Annotated in this window: 22 protein-coding genes; 15 read left to right on the forward strand and 7 right to left on the reverse strand. The window is 71.6% G+C overall.

All coding sequences use genetic code 11. The annotated features are described in order from the left end of the window. Nucleotides 1–95: 95 nt before the first annotated feature. Complete coding sequence (locus ACZ6YG_RS38745; RefSeq protein ID WP_271276175.1) at nt 96–626, forward strand: hypothetical protein; 531 nt, start codon at nt 96–98, stop codon at nt 624–626. A gap of 392 nt (nt 627–1,018) precedes the next feature. On the opposite strand, the gene ACZ6YG_RS38750 is transcribed toward ACZ6YG_RS38745, so the two are convergent. Then, nucleotides 1,019–1,543 (reverse strand): hypothetical protein, encoded by a 525-nt coding sequence (locus tag ACZ6YG_RS38750; RefSeq protein WP_148035056.1) that lies wholly within the window; start codon nt 1,541–1,543, stop codon nt 1,019–1,021. Nucleotides 1,544–1,637: 94 nt separating this feature from the next. On the opposite strand from ACZ6YG_RS38750, the gene ACZ6YG_RS38755 reads away from it, so the two are divergent. Further along, a complete protein-coding gene (locus tag ACZ6YG_RS38755) occupies nt 1,638–1,814 on the forward strand; it encodes a DUF6203 family protein (protein WP_219546034.1) in 177 nt (58 codons plus the stop codon). 49 nt (nt 1,815–1,863) lie between these two features. Here ACZ6YG_RS38755 and ACZ6YG_RS38760 read toward each other — a convergent pair whose 3' ends face one another. Beyond that, a complete protein-coding gene (locus tag ACZ6YG_RS38760; protein WP_148035057.1) occupies nt 1,864–3,924 on the reverse strand; it encodes a sensor histidine kinase in 2,061 nt (686 codons plus the stop codon). Nucleotides 3,925–4,070: 146 nt separating this feature from the next. Here ACZ6YG_RS38760 and ACZ6YG_RS38765 point away from each other — a divergent pair, with 146 nt between their 5' ends. Together ACZ6YG_RS38765 and ACZ6YG_RS38770 are read left to right on the forward strand one after the other, a co-directional pair. Next, nucleotides 4,071–4,403: a cupin domain-containing protein gene (locus ACZ6YG_RS38765; RefSeq protein WP_148035058.1), complete on the forward strand. Its 333-nt coding sequence runs from the start codon at nt 4,071–4,073 to the stop codon at nt 4,401–4,403. After that, entirely contained in the window at nt 4,400–4,936 is a 537-nt protein-coding gene (locus ACZ6YG_RS38770) for a DUF488 domain-containing protein (protein ID WP_466020723.1), read from the forward strand. The genes ACZ6YG_RS38765 and ACZ6YG_RS38770 overlap by 4 nt, the downstream gene beginning before the upstream one ends. A gap of 3 nt (nt 4,937–4,939) precedes the next feature. On the opposite strand, the gene ctaD is transcribed toward ACZ6YG_RS38770, so the two are convergent. Genes ctaD through ppk2 form a run of 4 tightly spaced genes read right to left on the reverse strand, consistent with a single transcriptional unit; the run spans nt 4,940 to nt 8,520 of the window. Continuing rightward, the gene (ctaD, locus tag ACZ6YG_RS38775) at nt 4,940–6,568 is read right to left on the reverse strand and encodes an aa3-type cytochrome oxidase subunit I (RefSeq protein ID WP_466020724.1); all 1,629 of its coding nucleotides are present in this window, start codon (nt 6,566–6,568) and stop codon (nt 4,940–4,942) included. 25 nt (nt 6,569–6,593) lie between these two features. Continuing rightward, the gene (locus tag ACZ6YG_RS38780) at nt 6,594–7,361 is read right to left on the reverse strand and encodes a helix-turn-helix transcriptional regulator (RefSeq protein ID WP_466020725.1); all 768 of its coding nucleotides are present in this window, start codon (nt 7,359–7,361) and stop codon (nt 6,594–6,596) included. Then, nucleotides 7,358–7,699 carry a ferredoxin gene (gene fdxA / locus ACZ6YG_RS38785; RefSeq protein ID WP_148035061.1) on the reverse strand — a complete coding sequence of 114 codons (342 nt, stop codon included), beginning with the start codon at nt 7,697–7,699 and terminating at the stop codon, nt 7,358–7,360. Before fdxA ends, ACZ6YG_RS38780 begins: the two co-directional genes overlap by 4 nt. A 32-nt stretch (nt 7,700–7,731) precedes the next feature. Further along, complete coding sequence (gene ppk2, locus ACZ6YG_RS38790; protein ID WP_219546039.1) at nt 7,732–8,520, reverse strand: polyphosphate kinase 2; 789 nt, start codon at nt 8,518–8,520, stop codon at nt 7,732–7,734. A 117-nt stretch (nt 8,521–8,637) separates the two neighbouring features. Between ppk2 and ACZ6YG_RS38795 the strand changes: the two genes are divergently transcribed. The 8 genes from ACZ6YG_RS38795 to ACZ6YG_RS38830 all read left to right on the forward strand — a co-directional run bounded on the left by ACZ6YG_RS38795 (nt 8,638) and on the right by ACZ6YG_RS38830 (nt 15,109). Beyond that, complete coding sequence (locus ACZ6YG_RS38795) at nt 8,638–9,432, forward strand: alpha/beta fold hydrolase (RefSeq protein ID WP_466020726.1); 795 nt, start codon at nt 8,638–8,640, stop codon at nt 9,430–9,432. Further along, the gene (locus ACZ6YG_RS38800) at nt 9,429–9,875 is read left to right on the forward strand and encodes a YdeI/OmpD-associated family protein (RefSeq protein ID WP_466020727.1); all 447 of its coding nucleotides are present in this window, start codon (nt 9,429–9,431) and stop codon (nt 9,873–9,875) included. Before ACZ6YG_RS38795 ends, ACZ6YG_RS38800 begins: the two co-directional genes overlap by 4 nt. A 107-nt stretch (nt 9,876–9,982) precedes the next feature. Next, nucleotides 9,983–10,600: a hypothetical protein gene (locus tag ACZ6YG_RS38805; protein ID WP_466020728.1), complete on the forward strand. Its 618-nt coding sequence runs from the start codon at nt 9,983–9,985 to the stop codon at nt 10,598–10,600. A 67-nt stretch (nt 10,601–10,667) separates the two neighbouring features. After that, nucleotides 10,668–11,825 carry a sensor histidine kinase gene (locus ACZ6YG_RS38810; protein ID WP_466020729.1) on the forward strand — a complete coding sequence of 386 codons (1,158 nt, stop codon included), beginning with the start codon at nt 10,668–10,670 and terminating at the stop codon, nt 11,823–11,825. Between the two features lie 398 nt (nt 11,826–12,223). Continuing rightward, complete coding sequence (locus ACZ6YG_RS38815) at nt 12,224–12,859, forward strand: response regulator (protein ID WP_372452518.1); 636 nt, start codon at nt 12,224–12,226, stop codon at nt 12,857–12,859. A 96-nt stretch (nt 12,860–12,955) separates the two neighbouring features. Then, on the forward strand, nt 12,956–13,168 hold the full coding sequence (locus ACZ6YG_RS38820; RefSeq protein WP_148035068.1) for a hypothetical protein: 213 nt from the start codon (nt 12,956–12,958) through the stop codon (nt 13,166–13,168). A gap of 80 nt (nt 13,169–13,248) precedes the next feature. Further along, nucleotides 13,249–13,977: a hypothetical protein gene (locus ACZ6YG_RS38825; protein WP_466020730.1), complete on the forward strand. Its 729-nt coding sequence runs from the start codon at nt 13,249–13,251 to the stop codon at nt 13,975–13,977. 118 nt (nt 13,978–14,095) lie between these two features. Then, complete coding sequence (locus ACZ6YG_RS38830) at nt 14,096–15,109, forward strand: fatty acid desaturase family protein (protein WP_261808910.1); 1,014 nt, start codon at nt 14,096–14,098, stop codon at nt 15,107–15,109. A 21-nt stretch (nt 15,110–15,130) separates the two neighbouring features. Here the strand turns inward: ACZ6YG_RS38830 and ACZ6YG_RS38835 are convergent, their stop codons facing one another. Then, entirely contained in the window at nt 15,131–15,337 is a 207-nt protein-coding gene (locus tag ACZ6YG_RS38835) for a hypothetical protein (protein ID WP_148035071.1), read from the reverse strand. Between the two features lie 82 nt (nt 15,338–15,419). Here ACZ6YG_RS38835 and ACZ6YG_RS38840 point away from each other — a divergent pair, with 82 nt between their 5' ends. The 3 genes from ACZ6YG_RS38840 to ACZ6YG_RS38850 all read left to right on the forward strand — a co-directional run bounded on the left by ACZ6YG_RS38840 (nt 15,420) and on the right by ACZ6YG_RS38850 (nt 18,558). After that, nucleotides 15,420–16,544 carry a sensor histidine kinase gene (locus ACZ6YG_RS38840; protein WP_466020731.1) on the forward strand — a complete coding sequence of 375 codons (1,125 nt, stop codon included), beginning with the start codon at nt 15,420–15,422 and terminating at the stop codon, nt 16,542–16,544. Continuing rightward, nucleotides 16,541–17,209 (forward strand): response regulator, encoded by a 669-nt coding sequence (locus ACZ6YG_RS38845; protein ID WP_148035073.1) that lies wholly within the window; start codon nt 16,541–16,543, stop codon nt 17,207–17,209. Before ACZ6YG_RS38840 ends, ACZ6YG_RS38845 begins: the two co-directional genes overlap by 4 nt. A 98-nt stretch (nt 17,210–17,307) precedes the next feature. Continuing rightward, entirely contained in the window at nt 17,308–18,558 is a 1,251-nt protein-coding gene (locus tag ACZ6YG_RS38850) for a cytochrome ubiquinol oxidase subunit I (protein ID WP_466020732.1), read from the forward strand. Nucleotides 18,559–18,565 lie beyond the last annotated feature (7 nt).

The raw sequence follows: 18,565 nt of genomic DNA on the forward strand, positions 1-18,565 counted from the left end.
CTACCAGCCGCCACCGACAGTTTCCCAACGCTTTTCTCCTGGGCGAGCACTGCTCATACTCCGAGGAGGAGGAACCGAACGGAGAGGGGTACCTCGTGCTGTACGTCTTCGGCTTCGAGCGGATCGGCGTGGCCGTCAGCGACATCTACTTCGTCGACCCGCAACCCAACAAGGGCCAGGAGGGCGCCGAGCACGGCGTCCGGCTCGAAGTGCGGATGCTCGACGAGGGCGAGCTGCGGGGCACGGTCTACTCGGCCCGCCCGATCAGCCTCGGCCGGCCGATCTGGCGAGTGGACCTGCTGGAGTCCGTCGACGGGCGGCCGGGCAGCTTCGACCGGACCCACCACCACCCGGTCTTCACCGGCTGGGACCCGGGCCCCCGGGTCTTCGCCAGGGAACTGTCGGCCGACCCGCTCGGCTGGCTGGCCGACCGGCTGGGCGACCTGGACGTGGTGCTCAAGCAGGGGAACGTGGAGGAGTCGTACCCCCAGGACGCCCTCGCCCTCCGCGAGCGCGCCCCCGAGATCATCGCCTGCGTCGAACGCACCCTCGCCGCCGTACGCGCGGGCGACCTCGGCACCGCCCCCGCCGAAGCCGGCCCCAGCGTCCGCGCCAGCTGGCTCTGACAACCGACCCGGCCATCCAGGGAGAGCGGGCCGGCTTCCAGCTCAGCCCCACCAGGACGGAGCCGCCCGCCCGGGGAGGGCGGGCTGGCTCCCAGCTCAGCCCCCGCCAGGGCGGGCCGGCCGTTCTGATCGGGAGGGTCGGTTCCGTAGGGCCGGGTGGACGGGAGGACGTCGGCGTCCGGGGGCCGGCCGATCGTGTACGCGACGGCGGCGGACGGGGTGGAGCGGACGCGGTGGGTCGCGCGTCATGAGCCATGGTGTGAGCCCGCCGCCGCGTTGCCGGGAATGCGGCAGCGCGGCGGGGATGCCGTGCGGCAGGCCGCGCATGTTCGCGTCGACCGTCCGGTCCCGCCCGGCGCGAGTCCGGCTGCGTTCGGCCCGCTGCGGGCGTGTCAGCCGGGGTGCAGCCAGTACTGCAGCGTGGCGCTGCTGCTCTTGACGACGCGGGGCTCGGCCGACTCCTGGGGCCAGATCTGCAACAGGTAGTCGTCGTCGACCGGGCCGTCCATCCCCCGGGCGTGGTAACGCAACCGGTACCACCCGGGCCCGGCGGGCAGCGGCGGCAGCTCATAAGCAGGGCCGCCCCATTCGTGCAGCGCCACCCGCCCCACCGCGGACCTGAACCCCACCTCCACGATGTCTTCGAACTCCTCCAGCTCGGGCCCGGGATCGCGGTCGGCCACCGCCACCGTGAACCCGACCGTCCCGGTGTCGACCCCGGTGATCAGGAACGCGGCTCCCTCCTCGACCCTGATGATGCCGACCGGATGGGCCGGGTCGTCCGCCGGCAGGCCGTGGGGCCCCGTCGCCTCGTCGTCGACGAGGTAGGCCTGGCGATAGTGGACGTGGAGATCGACATGGACGAAGTGCGCGGTGCCCTGCCGGCCGTTGCCGGGAGTCCCCTCGCTGGATGTCATGATGCGGATCTTAGGCAGCCCCGCTGACACTCCGGTTTCAGCTCGCTGAAAGCCCGTCGTGTGGCACGGCCCCTGTGGGGCAGGGGGTCCCGTCATGAAGGGTCTTTTCAAAGTCGCGCTGGCGCGGTGGCTCGCGCGTACCCCCATCGGACTGGCCATCCTGGGCGCCGGCTGGTTCCTCGGACGGCAACGCAGACGCAAGCAGGAAGAGCAGGAGCGGAGGCGGAGTCCGCTCGGCCGGAGGCGGGCGGCGCGGGGCCGGAGGCGCTGAGCGCCGTTGCCACGGCGGCCTCGCGGCCCGGAGTCGTCAGGCGCCCGCGTCAGGAGACGCTGTTCGGTGACGGGGCCGGCTGGGGCAGGAGAGGGAGCATGACCTCCACCCGGGTGCCCTCGCCGGGCCCGCCGCTGATCACGCAGATCCCGCCCAGCTCGGCCGCGCGCTCGCGCATCGAGCTGAGGCCGACCCCCGCCCGGCGGCTCTCCGGCAGGCCGCGGCCGTCGTCGGCGACGGTCACCCGCAGCACCTCCCGTTCCCGCTGGAGGTGGATGCGCGCCCGCTCGGCGCGCGCGTGCCGCCGGACGTTGGTCAGGGCCTCCTGGACGATGCGGTAGACGGCCACCTCCACCGCCGCCGGGAGCTCCGACAGGTCGCCCTCGGCCGACACCTCGATCTCGATCTCCGGCGAGGCCTGCTCGGCCAGCTCGCGCACCGCCCGCGCCAGCCCCAGGTCGTCCAGGGCCGGCGGGCGCAGCCCGTACACCAGTTCGCGGATGTCGCCGGCGACGGCGTCCATCCCGGTACGCAGCTCGCGCAGCAGTGCGTCGGCCGAGTCCGGCGCCTCCTTCAGCCGGCCGCGGGCGATGTTGATGAGCATGGCCATGCCCGCCAGGCTCTGCCCCAGCCCGTCGTGCAGGTCGCGGCGGAGCCGGCGCCGCTCCTCCTCGCGCGTGGTCAGGATGCGTTCCCTGGAACGTTGCAAGTCCGCCGCCATGCGCACGGCGTGCGCGACGTCGGCCGCGTACGGGGTGAGGGTGGCGAGCACCCGCTCGTTGTGCGCGGCCGGGAAGCGGCGCGGGCCGGGCGCGCCCACCAGCAGGCGGCCGACCCGCTCGCCGTGCCAGACCAGCGGCACCTCGCGCGGCCGGTCGCCGACCCGGCCGTTCTCCACGTACCGGGGCTCGCCGTCGGCCACCTCCACGGCCACCCCCTCGACCGCGAGCCCGTCGCGCAGCACGCCGACGACCGCGGTCAGCGCCTCGGCCGGGTCGCCGCGCCGGATCGCCTGGGTGAGCCGGGCGGCCAGCAGCCGGGGGTCGCCGACCTTGCCGTAGAGCATCTGGTCGACGGCCCGCTGCAGCACGCGCCGCAGCGGCTGGAAGAACGCCCCGGCGAACAGGGCGGACGCCAGCCCGGCGACCCTGTCGTACCCGGAGACTCCCAGGCTGGCCACGGCGCCGGCGCCGAAGTAGACCGCGCTGATGACGACGAGCAGCCCGGCGGCCACGAAGGTGCGGCTGATGACGGTGTCGATCCCGTACAGCCGGTAGCGCATGACCGAGAACGCGACCGCGACCGGGATGAGCGCGGACCACAGCACCGCCACCCACACCAGGCCGGGCACGGCCGTCCCGACGACCAGGAAGACGATGTATCCGGTGAACGCGAAGAGCGGCCACCCGATCTGCCGCCGGCCCACCGGGTCGGCCCGGCGCAGCCGCAGCGCCATCGACAGCGCGGCCAGCGCCAGCGAGAGGTAGATGCCGGCCCAGGCGGTCTCCGAGATGATCTCCTGGTACGGGGCGAGCGCGCGGATCTGCAGCGGGTTCGGGACGACCTCGGGGAACCGGTAGCCGATCGGCGACGGGTCCGGGCGGGTGATGTTGCGCAGCATCTCGGTGCCGAGCGAGACCGCGCTCAGCGCGAGCGCCCAGCGCCAGCGCGGCGAGGGCAGCCGCCCGTCGGGCGAGTACAGCGGCAGCAGCGCGGTCAGCGTGAGCCCGCACACCGCCCAGAAGACGATGTACGTGTGACGCAGGTAGCCCGCGAGCATCAGGTGACCGTCGGCGGCGACCCGGAGCATGAGCGACTGGAAGAAGTCGCTGAGCCCGGCGGCGAGTCCGCCGGCGCACATCATCCAGGCCATGTTCAGCCGGGGCCGGTGCGCGATGAGGTAGGCGCCGACCGCGGGGAAGGTGAGCACCACGGCGGACTGCGGGGTGACGGTGAGCTGGGGCGTCCACGCCTCGGGCAGCCCGGCCCACTGCACGAGAGCGGCGATCTCCAGAAGCGGCGCGACCACCGCGATGGCGACGGCCAGAATCCGTGGGCCTGTTAACGTGGCCTTCCCGGTCTTCCCCGCGAACACCGCGAACCCGACCATCCTGTCTCCGCCTTCCTGTTCCGGCACTGCCGGAAGCTGGACAGGATTATGACGTCTTTATGGTTATATATCGCCCCTTGTGGCCGTGCCGTTATCCCTGACCCTTGCCGTGATTCCCGGTCACCCCTGATGCCAGACTCGAAGGCATGCAGAAGACATCTCTGGAAGCCCTCGTACGCGAGCACCTCAAGCGCGCCGGCGACGCCTCGACAGGCCGCAGCGCCGAGACCCTGTACGGCGGCCACGAGCACGTGCTCCGGCAGACGCTCATCGCGCTCAAGGCCGGCCAGTCGCTCGCCGAGCACGAGAACCCCGGCGAGGCCACCCTGCAGGTGCTGCGCGGCCGGGTGCGGCTGCACAGCGGCGGGGACTCCTGGGACGGCATGGCGGGCGACCTCCTGATCATCCCCCCGGCGCGGCACAGCCTGGACGCCCTGGAAGACGCCGCCTGCCTGCTCACCGTCGCCAAGACACGGTGACCGAACCGCTGCTGACCTTCGGTCACGGCACGGCCGGCCGCGCGGAGCTGTCGGGCCTGCTGCGCGGCGCCGGCGTCGAGGCGGTGGTGGACGTACGGACGGCGCCGGGCAGCAGGCGCAACCCCGACGCGCGCCGCGAGGAGCTGGCCGTCTGGCTCCCGGAGGCCGGCATCGGCTACCGCTGGGACCGGCGGCTGGGCGGCTTCCGCAGGCCCGCGCCCGACTCCCCCGACACCTTCTGGGAGAACGAGTCCTTCCGCGGCTACGCCGGCCACACCCGCGACCCCGGCTTCCTGGCCGCCATGGACGAGCTGCTGGCACAGGCCGCGGCCGGCCGCACGGCCGTGATGTGCGCCGAGGCCCTGTGGTGGCGCTGCCACCGGCGGCTCATCGCCGACTTCGCCGTGCTGGCCAGGGGCGTGCCCGTGCTGCACCTGAGCCATTCGGGCGCGACGGCCGAGCACCCGCCGAGCGCGGGCGCCCGGCTGCGCGAGGACGGGCTGCTGGTGTACGACGTCGTCGGCGGGGAGTGAAGCTCACTCCCGGGGATGGTGGAGGTCGAACGCGGGCCGTTCTGAGCGGATCGGCGGCATGAAGGAGAAGTTGTGCCGCGGCGGCGGGCAACTCGTGGCCCATTCCAGCGAGCCGCCGAACCCCCACGGGTCGTCCAGCGTCACCCGGCGCGGTCCGCGCGAGGTCTTCCACACGTTGTAGAGGAACGGCACCGTGGACAGCCCGAGGATCAGCGCGCCCACGGACGAGATCTGGTTGAGCAGGGTGAACCCGTCGCCGGGCGAGTAGTCGGCGTAGCGGCGCGGGAACCCGAGCATGCCCAGCCAGTGCTGCACCAGGAACGTGGTATGGAAGCCGACGAACAACAGCCAGAACTGGATCTTCCCGAGCCTCTCGTCGAGCATCCGCCCGGTCATCTTCGGCCACCAGAAAAAGAACCCGGCGAACATGGCGAACACCACCGTGCCGAACACCACGTAATGGAAGTGGGCCACCACGAAATAGGTGTCGGTGACGTGGAAGTCGAGCGGCGGCGAGGCCAGGATGACGCCGGTGAGCCCGCCGAAGAGAAAGGTGACCAGAAAGCCGATCGAGAACAGCATCGGGGTCTCGAAGGACAGGTGCCCGCGCCACATCGTGCCGATCCAGTTGAAGAACTTCACCCCGGTCGGCACCGCGATGAGAAAACTCATGAACGAGAAGAACGGCAGCAACACCTGGCCCGTACCGAACATGTGGTGGGCCCACACGGTCATCGACAGCCCGGCGATGGCGATGGTCGCGCCGACCAGCCCGAGGTAACCGAAGATCGGCTTGCGGGAGAAGACCGGGATGACCTCGGTGATGATCCCGAAGAACGGCAGCGCGATGATGTAGACCTCGGGGTGCCCGAAGAACCAGAACAGGTGCTGCCACAGCATCGCCCCGCCGTTCTCCGGCGCGAAGATCTGGGTGCCGAACGTGCGGTCCGACTCCAGCGCCAGCAGCGCGGCGGCCAGCACGGGGAACGCCATGAGCACGAGCATGCTGGTCAGCAGCACGTTCCAGGTGAAGATCGGCATCCGGAACATGGTCATGCCGGGCGCCCGCATGCCGATGACCGTGGTGACGAAGTTGACGGCGCCGAGGATCGTCCCGAGCCCGCTCAGCGCGAAGCCCATGATCCACAGATCGCCGCCGACGCCCGGTGAGCTGATCACGCTGGACAGCGGCGTGTAGGCGAACCAGCCGAACGCGGCGGCGCCGCCCGGGGTGAAGAAGCCGCTGACGGCGATCAGCCCGCCGAACAGGAACAGCCAGTAGCTGACCATGTTGAGCCGGGGGAAGGCCACGTCCGGCGACCCGATCTGCAACGGCATGATGACGTTGGCGAACCCGGCGAACAGGGGCGTGGCGAACAGCAGCAGCATGATCGCGCCGTGCATGGTGAACAGCTGGTTGTACTGCTCGTTGCTGACCAGCTGCATGCCCGGCTGGGCCAGCTCGGCCCGGACGACCAGGGCCATGACTCCGGCGACCAGGAAGAACCCGAACGACGTGATCAGGTAGAGGTAGCCGATGACCTTGTGGTCCGTGGACGACAACCAGGACGTCAGGTGGCGCCGCGCGGGCCGTTCGACCCGGTCGCGGGCCGGCGCGGGAGTCAGCACCACGACGGGCTCCGGAAGCGGGCGCGGCTCATCGTGACGTCCCGGACGGCTCGGGGGCGTCGCCGCCGGCCGTGATCACGCAGAGCTCTGGACGGACGAACGCGTGCAGTTCGAGGCCGGGCGAGCCCGGGTCGAGGAGTTCGACAGCCGAGCGCAGCAGCCCGCGATGCGCGGCGCAGACCACCTCGGGATGCGACCGGGCGGTGGCGCGGAACGGGCAGCCGTGCAGCAGGATGCGCCCGTCGCCGGTCGGCTCCGGGTCGAACCCCATCTCGGCGAACATCGCCGTCACCGCCGACCGGGCGTCCCCCTTGACCTCGGACCGGGCGGCCTCCGCCGACCGGGCATCCCCCTTCACCGCCGACCGGGCGTCCTCCGCCGACCGGCTGTCCCTCTTCACCGCCGGGGTCGCGGCGGGGCTCAGCCGCCGCAGCGCCCACTCCTCGCCGGCGCGCTCCGCCCGGCGGGCCCGCTGGGCGGGGGTGTCGGCGAAGTGGCGGGCCAGCAGCTCGGCCAGCTCCTGGTAGGGCCCGTGCTCCGGCTCCGCCGCCCAGGACGCCGAGTACACCGCGCGCGGCCGGCCCCGGCCGCCGCTCCGCTCGGCCCGTTCGACGACCAGCCCGGCTTCGAGCAGCGCCGACAGGTGGAACCTGACAGTGGTGACGTGCAGGCCGGTCCCGGCGGCGAGCTCGCGGGCGTCGAGCGGTTCGGCGCGTTCGCGCAGCAGGTCCAGGATGGTGACCCGGCTGGGCACGGACAGCACCTCGTGGGCCCGCGCTCGGTCCAGCCCGGTCATGACGTCACCGGATGGCCGGCCACCAGCGGGGTGTCGACGCCGAGCCTGCCCAGCTTCGACGCTCCCCCGGGCGAGTCCAGGGGCGCGTCCCTGCCGGGCAGCGTCTCGGCGAAGAACGCGGCGTTGTCGCCCGCGAACACCTGCCACCGCTCGGGCAGGTCGTCCTCGTAGTAGATGGCCTCCACCGGGCAGACCGGCTCGCACGCCCCGCAGTCGACGCATTCGAGCGGCTGGATGTAGAGCGCCCGCGCGCCCTCGTAGATGCAGTCGACCGGGCACTCCTCCACGCAGGCCCGGTCGATCACGTCCACGCAGGGCTCAGCGATCACATAAGTCATATTTAGAGGATGCGCATCCTCTAAATAAGAAGTCAAGGGCGGGTAACGTCCGGCACATGGTTCTCCAGCCGCGGCGGACGGCGGTAACCGGTGCCCGGCGGGCGTTCCGGGATCTGGATCTCCGGGCGGGGCACGTCCTCGTACGGGATCGTCGACAGCAGGTGGCTGATCATGTTGATCCTGGCCCGCCGCTTGTCCTCGCTCTCCACCTCGTGCCAGGGCGCCTCGGGGATGTGGGTGTGGACCAGCATCTCGTCCTTGGCCCGCGAGTAGTCCTCCCAGCGGGTGATGGACTCGAGGTCGACGGCCGACAGCTTCCAGCGGCGCATCGGGTCCTCCAGCCGCTTGCGGAAGCGCCGCTCCTGCTCGGCGTCGCTCACCGAGAACCAGTACTTGCGCAGCAGGATCCCGTCTTCGACCAGCAGCCGCTCGAAGATCGGGCACTGGTGGAGGAACCGGGAGTGCTCCTCCTCGGTGCAGAAACCCATCACCCGCTCCACACCCGCCCGGTTGTACCAGCTCCGGTCGAACAGCACGATGGTGCCGGCCGCGGGCAGGTGCTCGACGTAGCGCTGGAAGTACCACTGCGTGCGCTCGCGCTCGGTGGGGGCCGGCAGGGCGACGATCTGGGTGACGCGCGGGTTGAGATACTCCGCCACCCGCTTGATCGCGCCGCCCTTCCCGGCCGCGTCACGCCCCTCGAAGACCACCACCACCCGCTCGCCCGCGACCCGCACCCACTCCTGCATCTTCACCAGCTCGCCCTGCAGCCGGTACAACTCCTTCTCGTACGCCTTGCGAGCCATCTTCTCGTCAGCCATGCGCAACCCTCCGATGCCGGACCCGTTCCCGCCCTGACCGATCCTCCACGATGGCGCCCTTGACAAATATATTTGTCGGTGGAACCCTCAAGGTACCCCGAACGGAAGAGGCAGGACATGAACACCGTGATTTCCCGCGACGGCACCACCATCGCCTACACGCGCACCGGCCAGGGCCCCGCGCTGCTGCTCGTCGACGGCGCGATGTGCTACCGCGCCTCGGGCCCCAACACCCCGCTCGCCCAGGAGATGGCCGACACCCACACGGTCTACACCTACGACCGGCGCGGACGCGGCGAGAGCGGCGACACCACGCCGTTCACCCCCGAGCGGGAGATCGAGGACATCGCCGCCCTCATCGAGATGATCGGCGAGCCGGTCTTCCTGTACGGCATCTCCTCCGGCGCCGCGCTGGCCCTGGCCGCCGCCGCGAGCGGGCTGCCCGTCAGCAAGATCGCTGTGTACGAGCCGCCCTTCATCGTCGACGGCACCCGCCCGCCCATCCCCGCCGACTACACGGCGAGCATCGAGACCATGCTGGCCCAGGGCAAGCCGGGCGCGGCGATCCGCTACTTCATGCGCCGGGGCGTCAACCTGCCCGCCCCCGTGGTGGCCATGATGACCCTCATGCCCGGCTGGTCGACGATGAAGAAGGTCGCCCGCACGCTGCCGTACGACGCCGCGTTCGTGACCGAGTTCGAGCACGGCAGGCCGCTGCCCGAAGGCCGGTGGGACGGCGTCAAGATGCCGGCCCTGGTCGTCGACGGGAGCAAGAGCCCGGCCTGGATCCGCAACGGCACCCGCGACCTGGCCCGGGTGCTCCCCGACGCCGAGCACCGCACGCTCGACGGCCAGACCCACATCGTCAAGCCCGCCGCTCTCGCGCCCGTACTCAAGGGGTTCTTCCGATGATCTTCCGTACCACTGTCGAGCTGAGCGGCAGGACCGCGACAGGGATCGAGGTGCCGCCCGAGGTGGTGGCCGAGCTGGGAGCGGGCAGACGCCCGCCCGTCCGCGTCACGATCAACGGATATGTCTACCGCAGCACGGTGGCGCCGATGGGCGGCCGCTCGATGCTGCCGCTCGCCGCCGAGAACCGCGAGGGCGCGGGCGTGGCCGCCGGCGACGAGATCGAGGTCGGCCTGGAGCTCGACACCGAGCCCCGCACGGTCACCGTGCCGCCCGACCTGGCCGAGGCGCTCGACCGGGCGCCTGCGGCCAAGGCGTTCTTCGACGGCCTGTCGTACTCCCGGCAGCGGCGCGTCGTGCTGCAGGTCGAGGGCGCCAAGAAGGCCGAGACCAGGCAGCGGCGGGTGGCGGACGCGGTCACCAGGCTCGCCGGGGGCGAGGCCTGACATCCCTCGTGAGAGTGAGCCCGAGGATCGCCCCTGACGGCGATCCGCCGAGGCGCCGGAAATCTCAGGATGGGTGGGCAACCTCGACCGCTTTCGAAGGAGCCACCATGTCCGTCCGGCACGTTCCCCCCGCGCCACCGCCCACCACCCTCGCGGCCTGCTCGTACCTGGCCGCGCCGCTGCTCGCCCTGGTCTACGGGGTGCTCAGGATCGTCGACGGGTTCGACGGGAGCAGAGGACCCGGGGCGGCCTGGACACTCGGCCACCTGGCGTTCATGGCGGCGCTGGTGCTGTTCGCGGTGATGCTCCACGACATGCGGGCGCTGCTCGGGCGCACCCGGGTGGCCACCGTCACGTTCGCCGCCGGTCTCGCGGGGATCGGGTTCGCGTTCGTCCAGTTCGCCGTGGACGTGGTGGTCGGGTTCATGGCCGCGGACCACGAGGCCATGGGGCCGCTGTTCGACCAGGTCCAGGCGGTGCCGGGGGTGTCGCTGCTGGTCTACCAGGCCGGGCCTGTCCTGTTCTACGCCGCTCTGGTGGCCCTCTCGGCGCAGCTCGCCGCCGGGCGTCACGTGCGGCCGTGGATGCCGCTGCTCGTCCTGGCCCAGACCGTGCTTCCGGTGATCTCGCTCGACCTCATCCCGGTGGGTTCCGTGCTGGCCGTGGTCGCGTTCCTTCCGCTGGCGCTGCGGGCCAGGAGCCGGTCCGTCCCGGCTCATGTCTGATCGGGCTGTCCCTCGTACGGGGGCGATATTTCGGGATTCGCCGTACGGTGCGGGAGGATGGGGAGCCGTGCAGGAGCCCCCGCTTGTCACCGTCCTGCGGCGGCGCGCGCGAGCGCTGCCGCCCCTGCTGGTGGACGGCGCGCTCGCTCTCCTGGTCACCGGCGCGCAGCTCTGGCCGCTGCTGACCACCCGGCAGTACGAGGGCCTGCCGTGGCACTGGTGGGGGTACGTGGTCGCGGTCGCCTCCTCGCTGCCCCTGGTCTGGCGCCGCCGGGCCCCGCTGGCCGTGCTGATCGTGTCGCTGACCACGAGCCTGCTGTACGACCTGGCCGCCCCCGTCGCCGAGCAGCCCGTCTGGTACGGCCAGCTGGTCGCCTACTACACGGTGGCCGCGCTGTCGTCCCGGCCGATCCGGATGCTGCTGCTCGCCTGCACCGTGGTGGGGTCGTTCTTCCTGCCCGGCTCGCCGGACACGGCGCTGCGCAGCGGCATCCTGCTGGTGGCGGCGTACGCGATGGGCAGGGCGGCGGCGGGCTCCCGGGCCCAGGCGGCGGCGCTGGAGGAACGGGCCGCCAGGCTGGAGAGGGAACGCCAGCTGGAGGCCCAGCGCGCCGCGGAGCGTGAGCGTGCCAGGATCGCCCGGGAGATGCACGACATACTCGCCCACGCGGTCAGCCTCATGGTGGTGCAGGCCGAGGCCGGTCCGGTCGCGGTCAGGAAGGATCCGGCGCGGGCGGAGGCGGCGTTCGACGCCATCGCGGGGGCCGGGCGTGACGCGATGGAGCAGATCCGGCGCATGCTGGGGGTGCTGAAGGAGGACGGCGGCGCGCCGCGCGCGCCCCAGCCCACCGTCGACGACCTGCCTGAGCTGGCCGCGCAGGTCTCCGGCGCGGGGCTGGAGGTGACGTTCGAGGTCGCGGGCGAGCCCAGGCCGGTGACGGCCGCGAGCGCCGTGGCCGCGTACCGGATCGTCCAGGAGGCGCTCACCAACATCGTCAAGCACGCCGGCGCCACCCGTGCCGGCATCCGGCTCACCTGGGAGGACGACACCCTCATGATCGACGTCACCGACGACGGCCGCGGCGCCGGCCGCGCCCTGCCCTCCGGCGGCCACGGGCTCATCGGCATCCGCGAACGCGCCATCGCCTGCGGCGGCACCGCCACCGCCGGCCCCCGCACCGATGCCCCCGGCTTCCACGTCTCCGCCCGCCTCCCCCTCTCATGACCCCCTCACCCCTCCCCGGAGAAAGCCGGCCTCCCGTCACCAAGGAGCCTCCTGGAACACCCCTCCACGCAGGCCCCCCACGAACCGGAAGCCTCAGCGGGCAGACCTCTCAAAACCCACGCCGTCACGGCCCTCCCCTCCACGCAAACCCCCCACCAACCGGACACCCCCGCGGAGGGCCGTCTGAAGAACCTCCCCATCACAACGGGTCCTTCCGCACAAAACCCCAGCTAACGGGACACCCCGGAGGGGAGCCGCCCGAAGACCCACCCCCTTACGGCCCGCCCTTCCGCGCAAACCCCCCACGAATGGGTCACCCCGGAGGGGGGCCGCCTGAAGAGCCGCCGCTTCGTGCCGACACCGCACGTCAGGGGGGAACGGATGGGGGGATTCGGGTGGTGGTGGCGGATGATCAGGAGTTGGTGCGGAGCGGGTTCGCGATGATCCTGGACGCGCAGCCGGACATCCGGGTGGTGGCCGAGGCGGGGGACGGGCTGGCGGCGGTGGCCGCGGCGCGGGAGCACCGGCCGGACGTGTTGCTGCTCGACATCCGCATGCCCCGGATGGACGGCATCGAGGCCGCCGGGATCGTGTGCGCGGAGACGGGGTGCAGGGTGCTCATGCTGACCACGTTCGACCTGGACGACTATGTGTACGACGCGCTGCGGGCCGGCGCCAGCGGGTTCCTGCTGAAGGACGTGCGCCGCGACGACCTGGTGAACGCGGTGCGGGTGGTGGCGGCCGGCGAGTCGCTGCTGGCCCCGTCGGTGACGACGCGGCTGATCCGCGAGTTCACGTCCCGGCCGGCCAGGCCGAGGCCCGGGGCGCTGGACGTGCTGACGGCCAGGGAGCGGGAGACGCTGCAGCTGATCGCCCGCGGGCTGTCCAACGCGGAGATCGCCGAGGCCATGGTGGTCAGCGAGCACACGGTGAAGACGCACGTCAGCAACCTGCTGGCCAAGCTGGGCCTGCGCGACAGGGTCCAGGCCGTGATCGCCGCCTACGAGTCGGGGCTGGCCGTCCCGGGCGCGTGACGGCCCACGACCCGCTCAAGTCGTCATTCAACGAGTGATGGAAACAATACGCCGCAGAATGATGCAATGGCCCGATCAACCAACTGAGGAGCCCCGTTGAACGACAACCTCGACCTCGCCGCCAACGCCCAGGAGCTGGCCGACGCCGCGCCCGCCGGATCCGTCGACCGGGCCGCGGCGTCGTCCGTGGCCATCACGCTGGCGACGACCCGCGACATCGCGCAGGCCAGGCGGACGCTGGACGGGCTTTCGCCCGAGGAGGTGCGGGAGGCGGCGCTGGCCCTGTTCGACCGGCTGTCCGCGCGGTGACCTGACCGCTGGGCGAACGCGCACGACCGTTGGGCGACACGGCCGTTGCACCGCTCCACGTTCCCGATCACCCTGAGGGCATGCCGGGCGTTGACACCATCGACGGCCTGACGCGGGCCGTGGCCGACTTCGACACGAGCGGGTTCGAGCTGCCGATGGAGGAGGCCGCCCTGGCGAGAGCGCGCCGGTCGCTCATGGAGACCGGCCTGCTGCTGCTCGGCGAGATGCCAGGAGTACGGGAGAACCCGCTGGTCATCCTGCGGCTGATGGACGCGCTCGGGCTCGGCAGCCTGGCGCTCGACTGGCACGGCGGCCTGACCATGGAGCTCTACACGTACCTGAGACACGGCACGCCGCTGGAGAGCGCGCACTGGTGGGTGGGCGACGGCCGGGTGACCGCGGGGCATCTCGCGGTGCTGCGGCGGCTGTCCCCGATCACGCTCACGCTGTTCGACGGCGCCGACCGGCCGGACAGGGACTCCGCCATGGCCCGGCGGGTGCTGGACACGGTGGCCGCCCCCACGCTGGTGGTCGCGGGCAGCGCCCACACCGGCGTCACGACGGACGCGCTGGGCAAGCCCATGGGCGCCTGCCTGGCGCGGGAGCGGCCGGGGCTGGAGAGCATCCGCATCGACTACGGCCGCGGCTCCTTCTACGCCATGGAGCGGCGCGGCATGGACGCCCGCGCGGCGGCGCGGGGGTTGCGGGTGGTGGGCGAGGAGTTGGTGGTGGGGCTGCCGAAGTTCAGCGAGGCGACTGTGCCGCAGCTCCCGTTCGAGGCACTGCAGGGGAAGCTTGCCCAATTTTGAGCAAGTTTGACCGGCAGGCAAGGGGTTCGCGGGCCGACCCGCGCTTCCGGATCTTTCACGAGGGCAGCGGATGCGTCAGTCTGGGGGCATCCGTCCATCGCGACACCGAGGGAGACCTGTGGCCGAACCCGCCAGCCTGGCGACCAGAGGCAGTGACTTCGCCAGACTCGCCACCAAGATCAATGAGGCCGGTCTGCTCGACCGGCGTCCCGTTTATTACGCCGTCCGAGGCGCCATCGTCGCGGCCTCCTTCGTGGGCGGCTGGGCGCTGTTCGTCTGGGTGGGCGACTCGTGGCTGCAGCTGCTCGTGGCCGTCGTGCTCGCCGTGGTCTTCACCCAGGTCGGCTTCATCGCCCACGACCTCGGACACCGTCAGGTCTTCAGGACCCGCCGCACCAGCGACCTCGTCGGCATGCTGGTCGGCAACCTCGGCATCGGCCTCGGCTGGGGCTGGTGGAACACCAAGCACAACAAGCACCACGCCAACCCCAACCACGAGGACCACGACCCGGACGTCTCCCCCGCGGTGATCGTCTGGTCGGAGGACCAGGTGTCCAGGAGCCGCGGCCTGCCCCGGTTCATCGCCAAGCGGCAGGCGCTCTGGTTCTTCCCGCTGCTCACGCTGGAGGCCTGGCACCTGCACGTGGCCAGCGTGAAAGCGTTGTTCCAGCCCGGGGCCAGGCGCCGCCGCACCGAGGGCGTGCTGCTGCTGGCGCACTTCGTGCTGTACTTCGGCGCGGTCTTCGCCGTGCTGCCGTTCGGGAAGGCGCTGCTGTTCCTGATCGTGCACCAAGGGGTGTTCGGCGTGTACCTGGGCTGCTCGTTCGCGCCCAACCACAAGGGCATGCCGGTGCTCACCGCAGAAGACAAGCTGGACTTCCTGCGCAAGCAGGTGCTCACCTCGCGCAACGTCAGGGGCGGCGTCGTCACCGACATCGCCCTCGGCCAGCTCAACTACCAGATCGAGCACCACCTGTTCCCGAACATGCCGGCGCCCAACCTCCGCAAGGCCCAGCCGATCGTGCGGCGCTACTGCGAGGAGATCGGCGTCAGCTACCTGGAGACCGGGTTGTTCCGCTCGTACGGTCAGGCCCTGCGGCACCTGCACGACGTGGGGGCCGCGCTGCGCTGACCCGTCCCGTCCGCCTTGTCCTCAGCCCTGCCGGCGACGCAGGCTCTCTCGGCGTTCCTCCAACTCGGAGATGAGTCCCGCCTGCTCGTCGGCCTGGGTGATCAGGGAGGCGATCTCCGTCTGGTCGGTCGCCCCCATGTCCCTGATCTGCTCGCGCTGCTCGCGGTTCTCCTGCTTCAGCCGCGCAATGTCCTCGTCGAGCCGGCGCAGTTCCTCTTCGTTGCTCATCCCGGGGCTGTACCCGCGAGCGGCCCGCTTACGACTTCAGGTGTATGGCCCGTACGCTGCGCGGACCGGGAGAATGGGGGGCATGCGCAGGCTGCCGGGAAGCACGGTCATGTCACTCGCCGTCGTGGCGGTGGCCGTGGTGGCGCTCGCCGTCACCTGGGTGGTCCGCGCCGACCGGCATCCCGGCGTGCTCGACGTGGTGCTGCCCGTCGTCGCCATGGCCGGGGTGCTGTTCCGCGAGCGCTGCCCGGTGGGGGCCCTGGTCGCCGTGATGGGGGCGACCGTGGCCTACTATCCCTTCACCTCGCTGGACGCGCCGATCATCTTCCTGCCGTTCCTGGTGCTCTACACCGCGGCCGATCGCGGCCATCTCATCGCCGCCATCGCCACCGGCTCGGTCGCGCTGCTGGCCATGGGGCTGGGCGAGAGCGGCGAGGTCCGCCACGTGGACGACAGCACGTTCGTCATGATCGCCGGTTGGGTGGTGGCGGCCATCGCGGGCGGCAGCGTGGCCCGCAACCGCCGCGCCTACCTGCGGGAGGCCGAGCAGCGGGCGCACGAGGCCGAGCGCGGCAAGGAGGAGGAGGCCAGGCGGCGGGCCGGCGAGGAGCGCCTGCGCATCGCCAGGGAGCTGCACGACGTGCTCGGTCACAACATCTCCCTGATCAACGTGCAGGCGTCGGCGGCGCTCCACGGCATGAGGAAGCGGCCTGAAGACGCCGAGCTGGCGCTGCGCACGATCAAGGAGACGAGCAAGGAGACGCTGCGCGAGCTGCGCACCACGCTGGGCGTGCTGCGCCAGGTCGACGAGGACGCGCCGACCGCGCCCGCCGAGAGCCTGTCCCGGCTGGACGAGCTGGTCGGGGCGTCCGGGCTGAAGGTCCACACCGAGCTGTCCGGGCCGCTCGACCGGGTGCCGGTCGAGGTCGACCTGGCCGCCGTACGGATCATCCGCGAGGCGCTGACCAATGTCGCCCGCCATTCCGGCGCCGGCGAGGCCACGCTCAGCGTCTCCTCAGATGACCGGCATATCCTGATCCGCGTGGACGATGACGGCCCGGGAGTCACGTTCACCGAGGGCAGCGGCTTCGGTCTGCGGGGCATGCGCGAGCGCGCCGCCGCGCTCGGCGGCAGCCTGGAGGCCGGGCCACGACCGGAGGGCGGTTTCCGCGTCCTCGCCTCACTACCGCTGGACGGAGCCCCATGATCCGCGTGCTGCTGGCCGACGACCAGAACCTGGTACGAGCCGGGTTCCGGTCCATCCTCAGCGACGAGGACGACCTGGAGGTGGTGGCGGAGGCGGGCAACGGCGCCGAGGCCGTGACCCTGGCCCGCGAGCTGCGGCCGGACGTGGTGCTGATGGACATCCGGATGCCCGAGCTCGACGGCCTGGAGGCCACCCGCCGGATCGCCGGCGACCCGCGGCTCGACACGGTCAAGGTGATCATCCTGACCACGTTCGACCTCGACGACTACGTCTACGGCGCGCTGCGCGCGGGCGCCGGCGGGTTCCTGGTCAAGGACACCGAGCCGGCCGAGCTGATCCACGCCGTCCGCGTGGTGGCCAGGGGCGACGCGCTCATCGCGCCGTCCGTCACCCGGCGGCTGATCTCCGAGTTCGCCGGCCGGGTCAAGCGGCCCGAGCCCGGCCCTGAGCTCAACGCCCTCACCGAGCGGGAGCGCGAGGTGCTGGCGCTGGTCGCGGGCGGGCTGTCCAACGACGAGATCGCGGCCAAGCTGGTGCTCAGCCCGGCCACCGCGAAGACCCACGTCAGCCGCATCATGACCAAGCTCAGGGTGCGCGACCGCGCCCAGCTCGTGGTGCTCGCCTACGAGGCCGGTGTCATCACCCCGGGCTGGCTTACCTCCTGAGGAGTACATCCCGGGGCACGTCTGTGACCCCGGACGTACGGTGAATGCCCGCCGGGGGCGGACGCCGCGGGCGAGACCATGACGGGATCGTGGCTCGCATGGACACCGTCGACCTCGCGCGCCTGCAGTTCGCCCTGACCGCGGGCGCGCACTTCCTCTTCGTCGCGCTGACGCTCGGCCTGGTCACGCTGGTGGCCGTCATCCAGACCCGGGCCACGATCAGCCGCAGCCCGGTCCACCTGGGCATGACCAGGTTCTGGGGCCAGCTCTACATCATCAACTACGCGATGGGCATCGTCACCGGGCTCGTCATGGAGTTCCAGCTCGGCATGGCGTGGAGCGGGCTGGCGGAGTTCGCGGGGAACGTGTTCGGCTCCGCCCTGGCGCTGGAGACGATGGTCGCCTTCTTCATCGAGTCGACGTTCCTGGGCCTGTGGATCTTCGGCTGGGACAAGCTGAACCGGTGGGCGCACCTGGCGCTGATCTGGATCGTCGCGCTCACCGCGTACGCGTCCGCGTTCTGGATCCTGGTGGCCAACGGCTTCCTGCAGAACCCGGTCGGCTACCGGTCAGACGGCCACACGCTGCACATCACCGACTTCGGCGCGATGGTGGCCAACCCGGCGGCGATGGTGGCGCTCGGGCACGTCCTGGGCGGGGCGATGATGGTCGGCGGCTTCTTCATGGCCGGGGTGAGCGCCTACCACCTGCTCAGGCGTACCCCTGAGCAGGATTTCTTCCGCAAGTCGCTGCGGATCGGAGCGGGCGTGGCGCTGCCCGCCACGATGGTCACGGCCGCGTTCGGCGGGGTCGGGTTCGCCACGCTGCAGCCGGGCAAGATCGCCGCCTGGACGGGCGACGCCGACCGCGCCGCCGCGGTCCAGGCGGAGATGACGGCGCTGCACGGGCCCGGCGACTACCTGCCGCCCATGGAGTGGGTGCAGGCCGGGGCGCTGACCATGCTGATCCTGTTCGGGATCATGTTCTTCCTTTCGGGGCTGAACTTCGTGCTCATGCTCATCCGGCCGGTAGTGCACGGCTTCCGCGTCTGGCACGTGGTGCTGATCGCGGCGATCCCGCTGCCGTTCGGGGCCATGATCGGCGGATGGGTCTTCCGGGAGGTCGGGCGGCAGCCGTGGGCGGTCTACGGGCTGCTGACCACGGAGGACGCGATGTCGCCGGTGGGCGACGGGGTGATGCGCTTCTCCCTGATCGCGTTCACGGCGGTGTTCGCCGCACTGACCGTGATCAACTCCTGGCTGCTGGCCAGGACCGCGCGGCGCGGGCCCGCCGCCGTCGGCCTCGGCGCGCGGCCCGCCGAGAAGCCCGAACCCGTCCCGGCGTTCTGAGGAGCGA

It is taken from the genome of Nonomuraea sp. NPDC054003, from assembly GCF_055585125.1.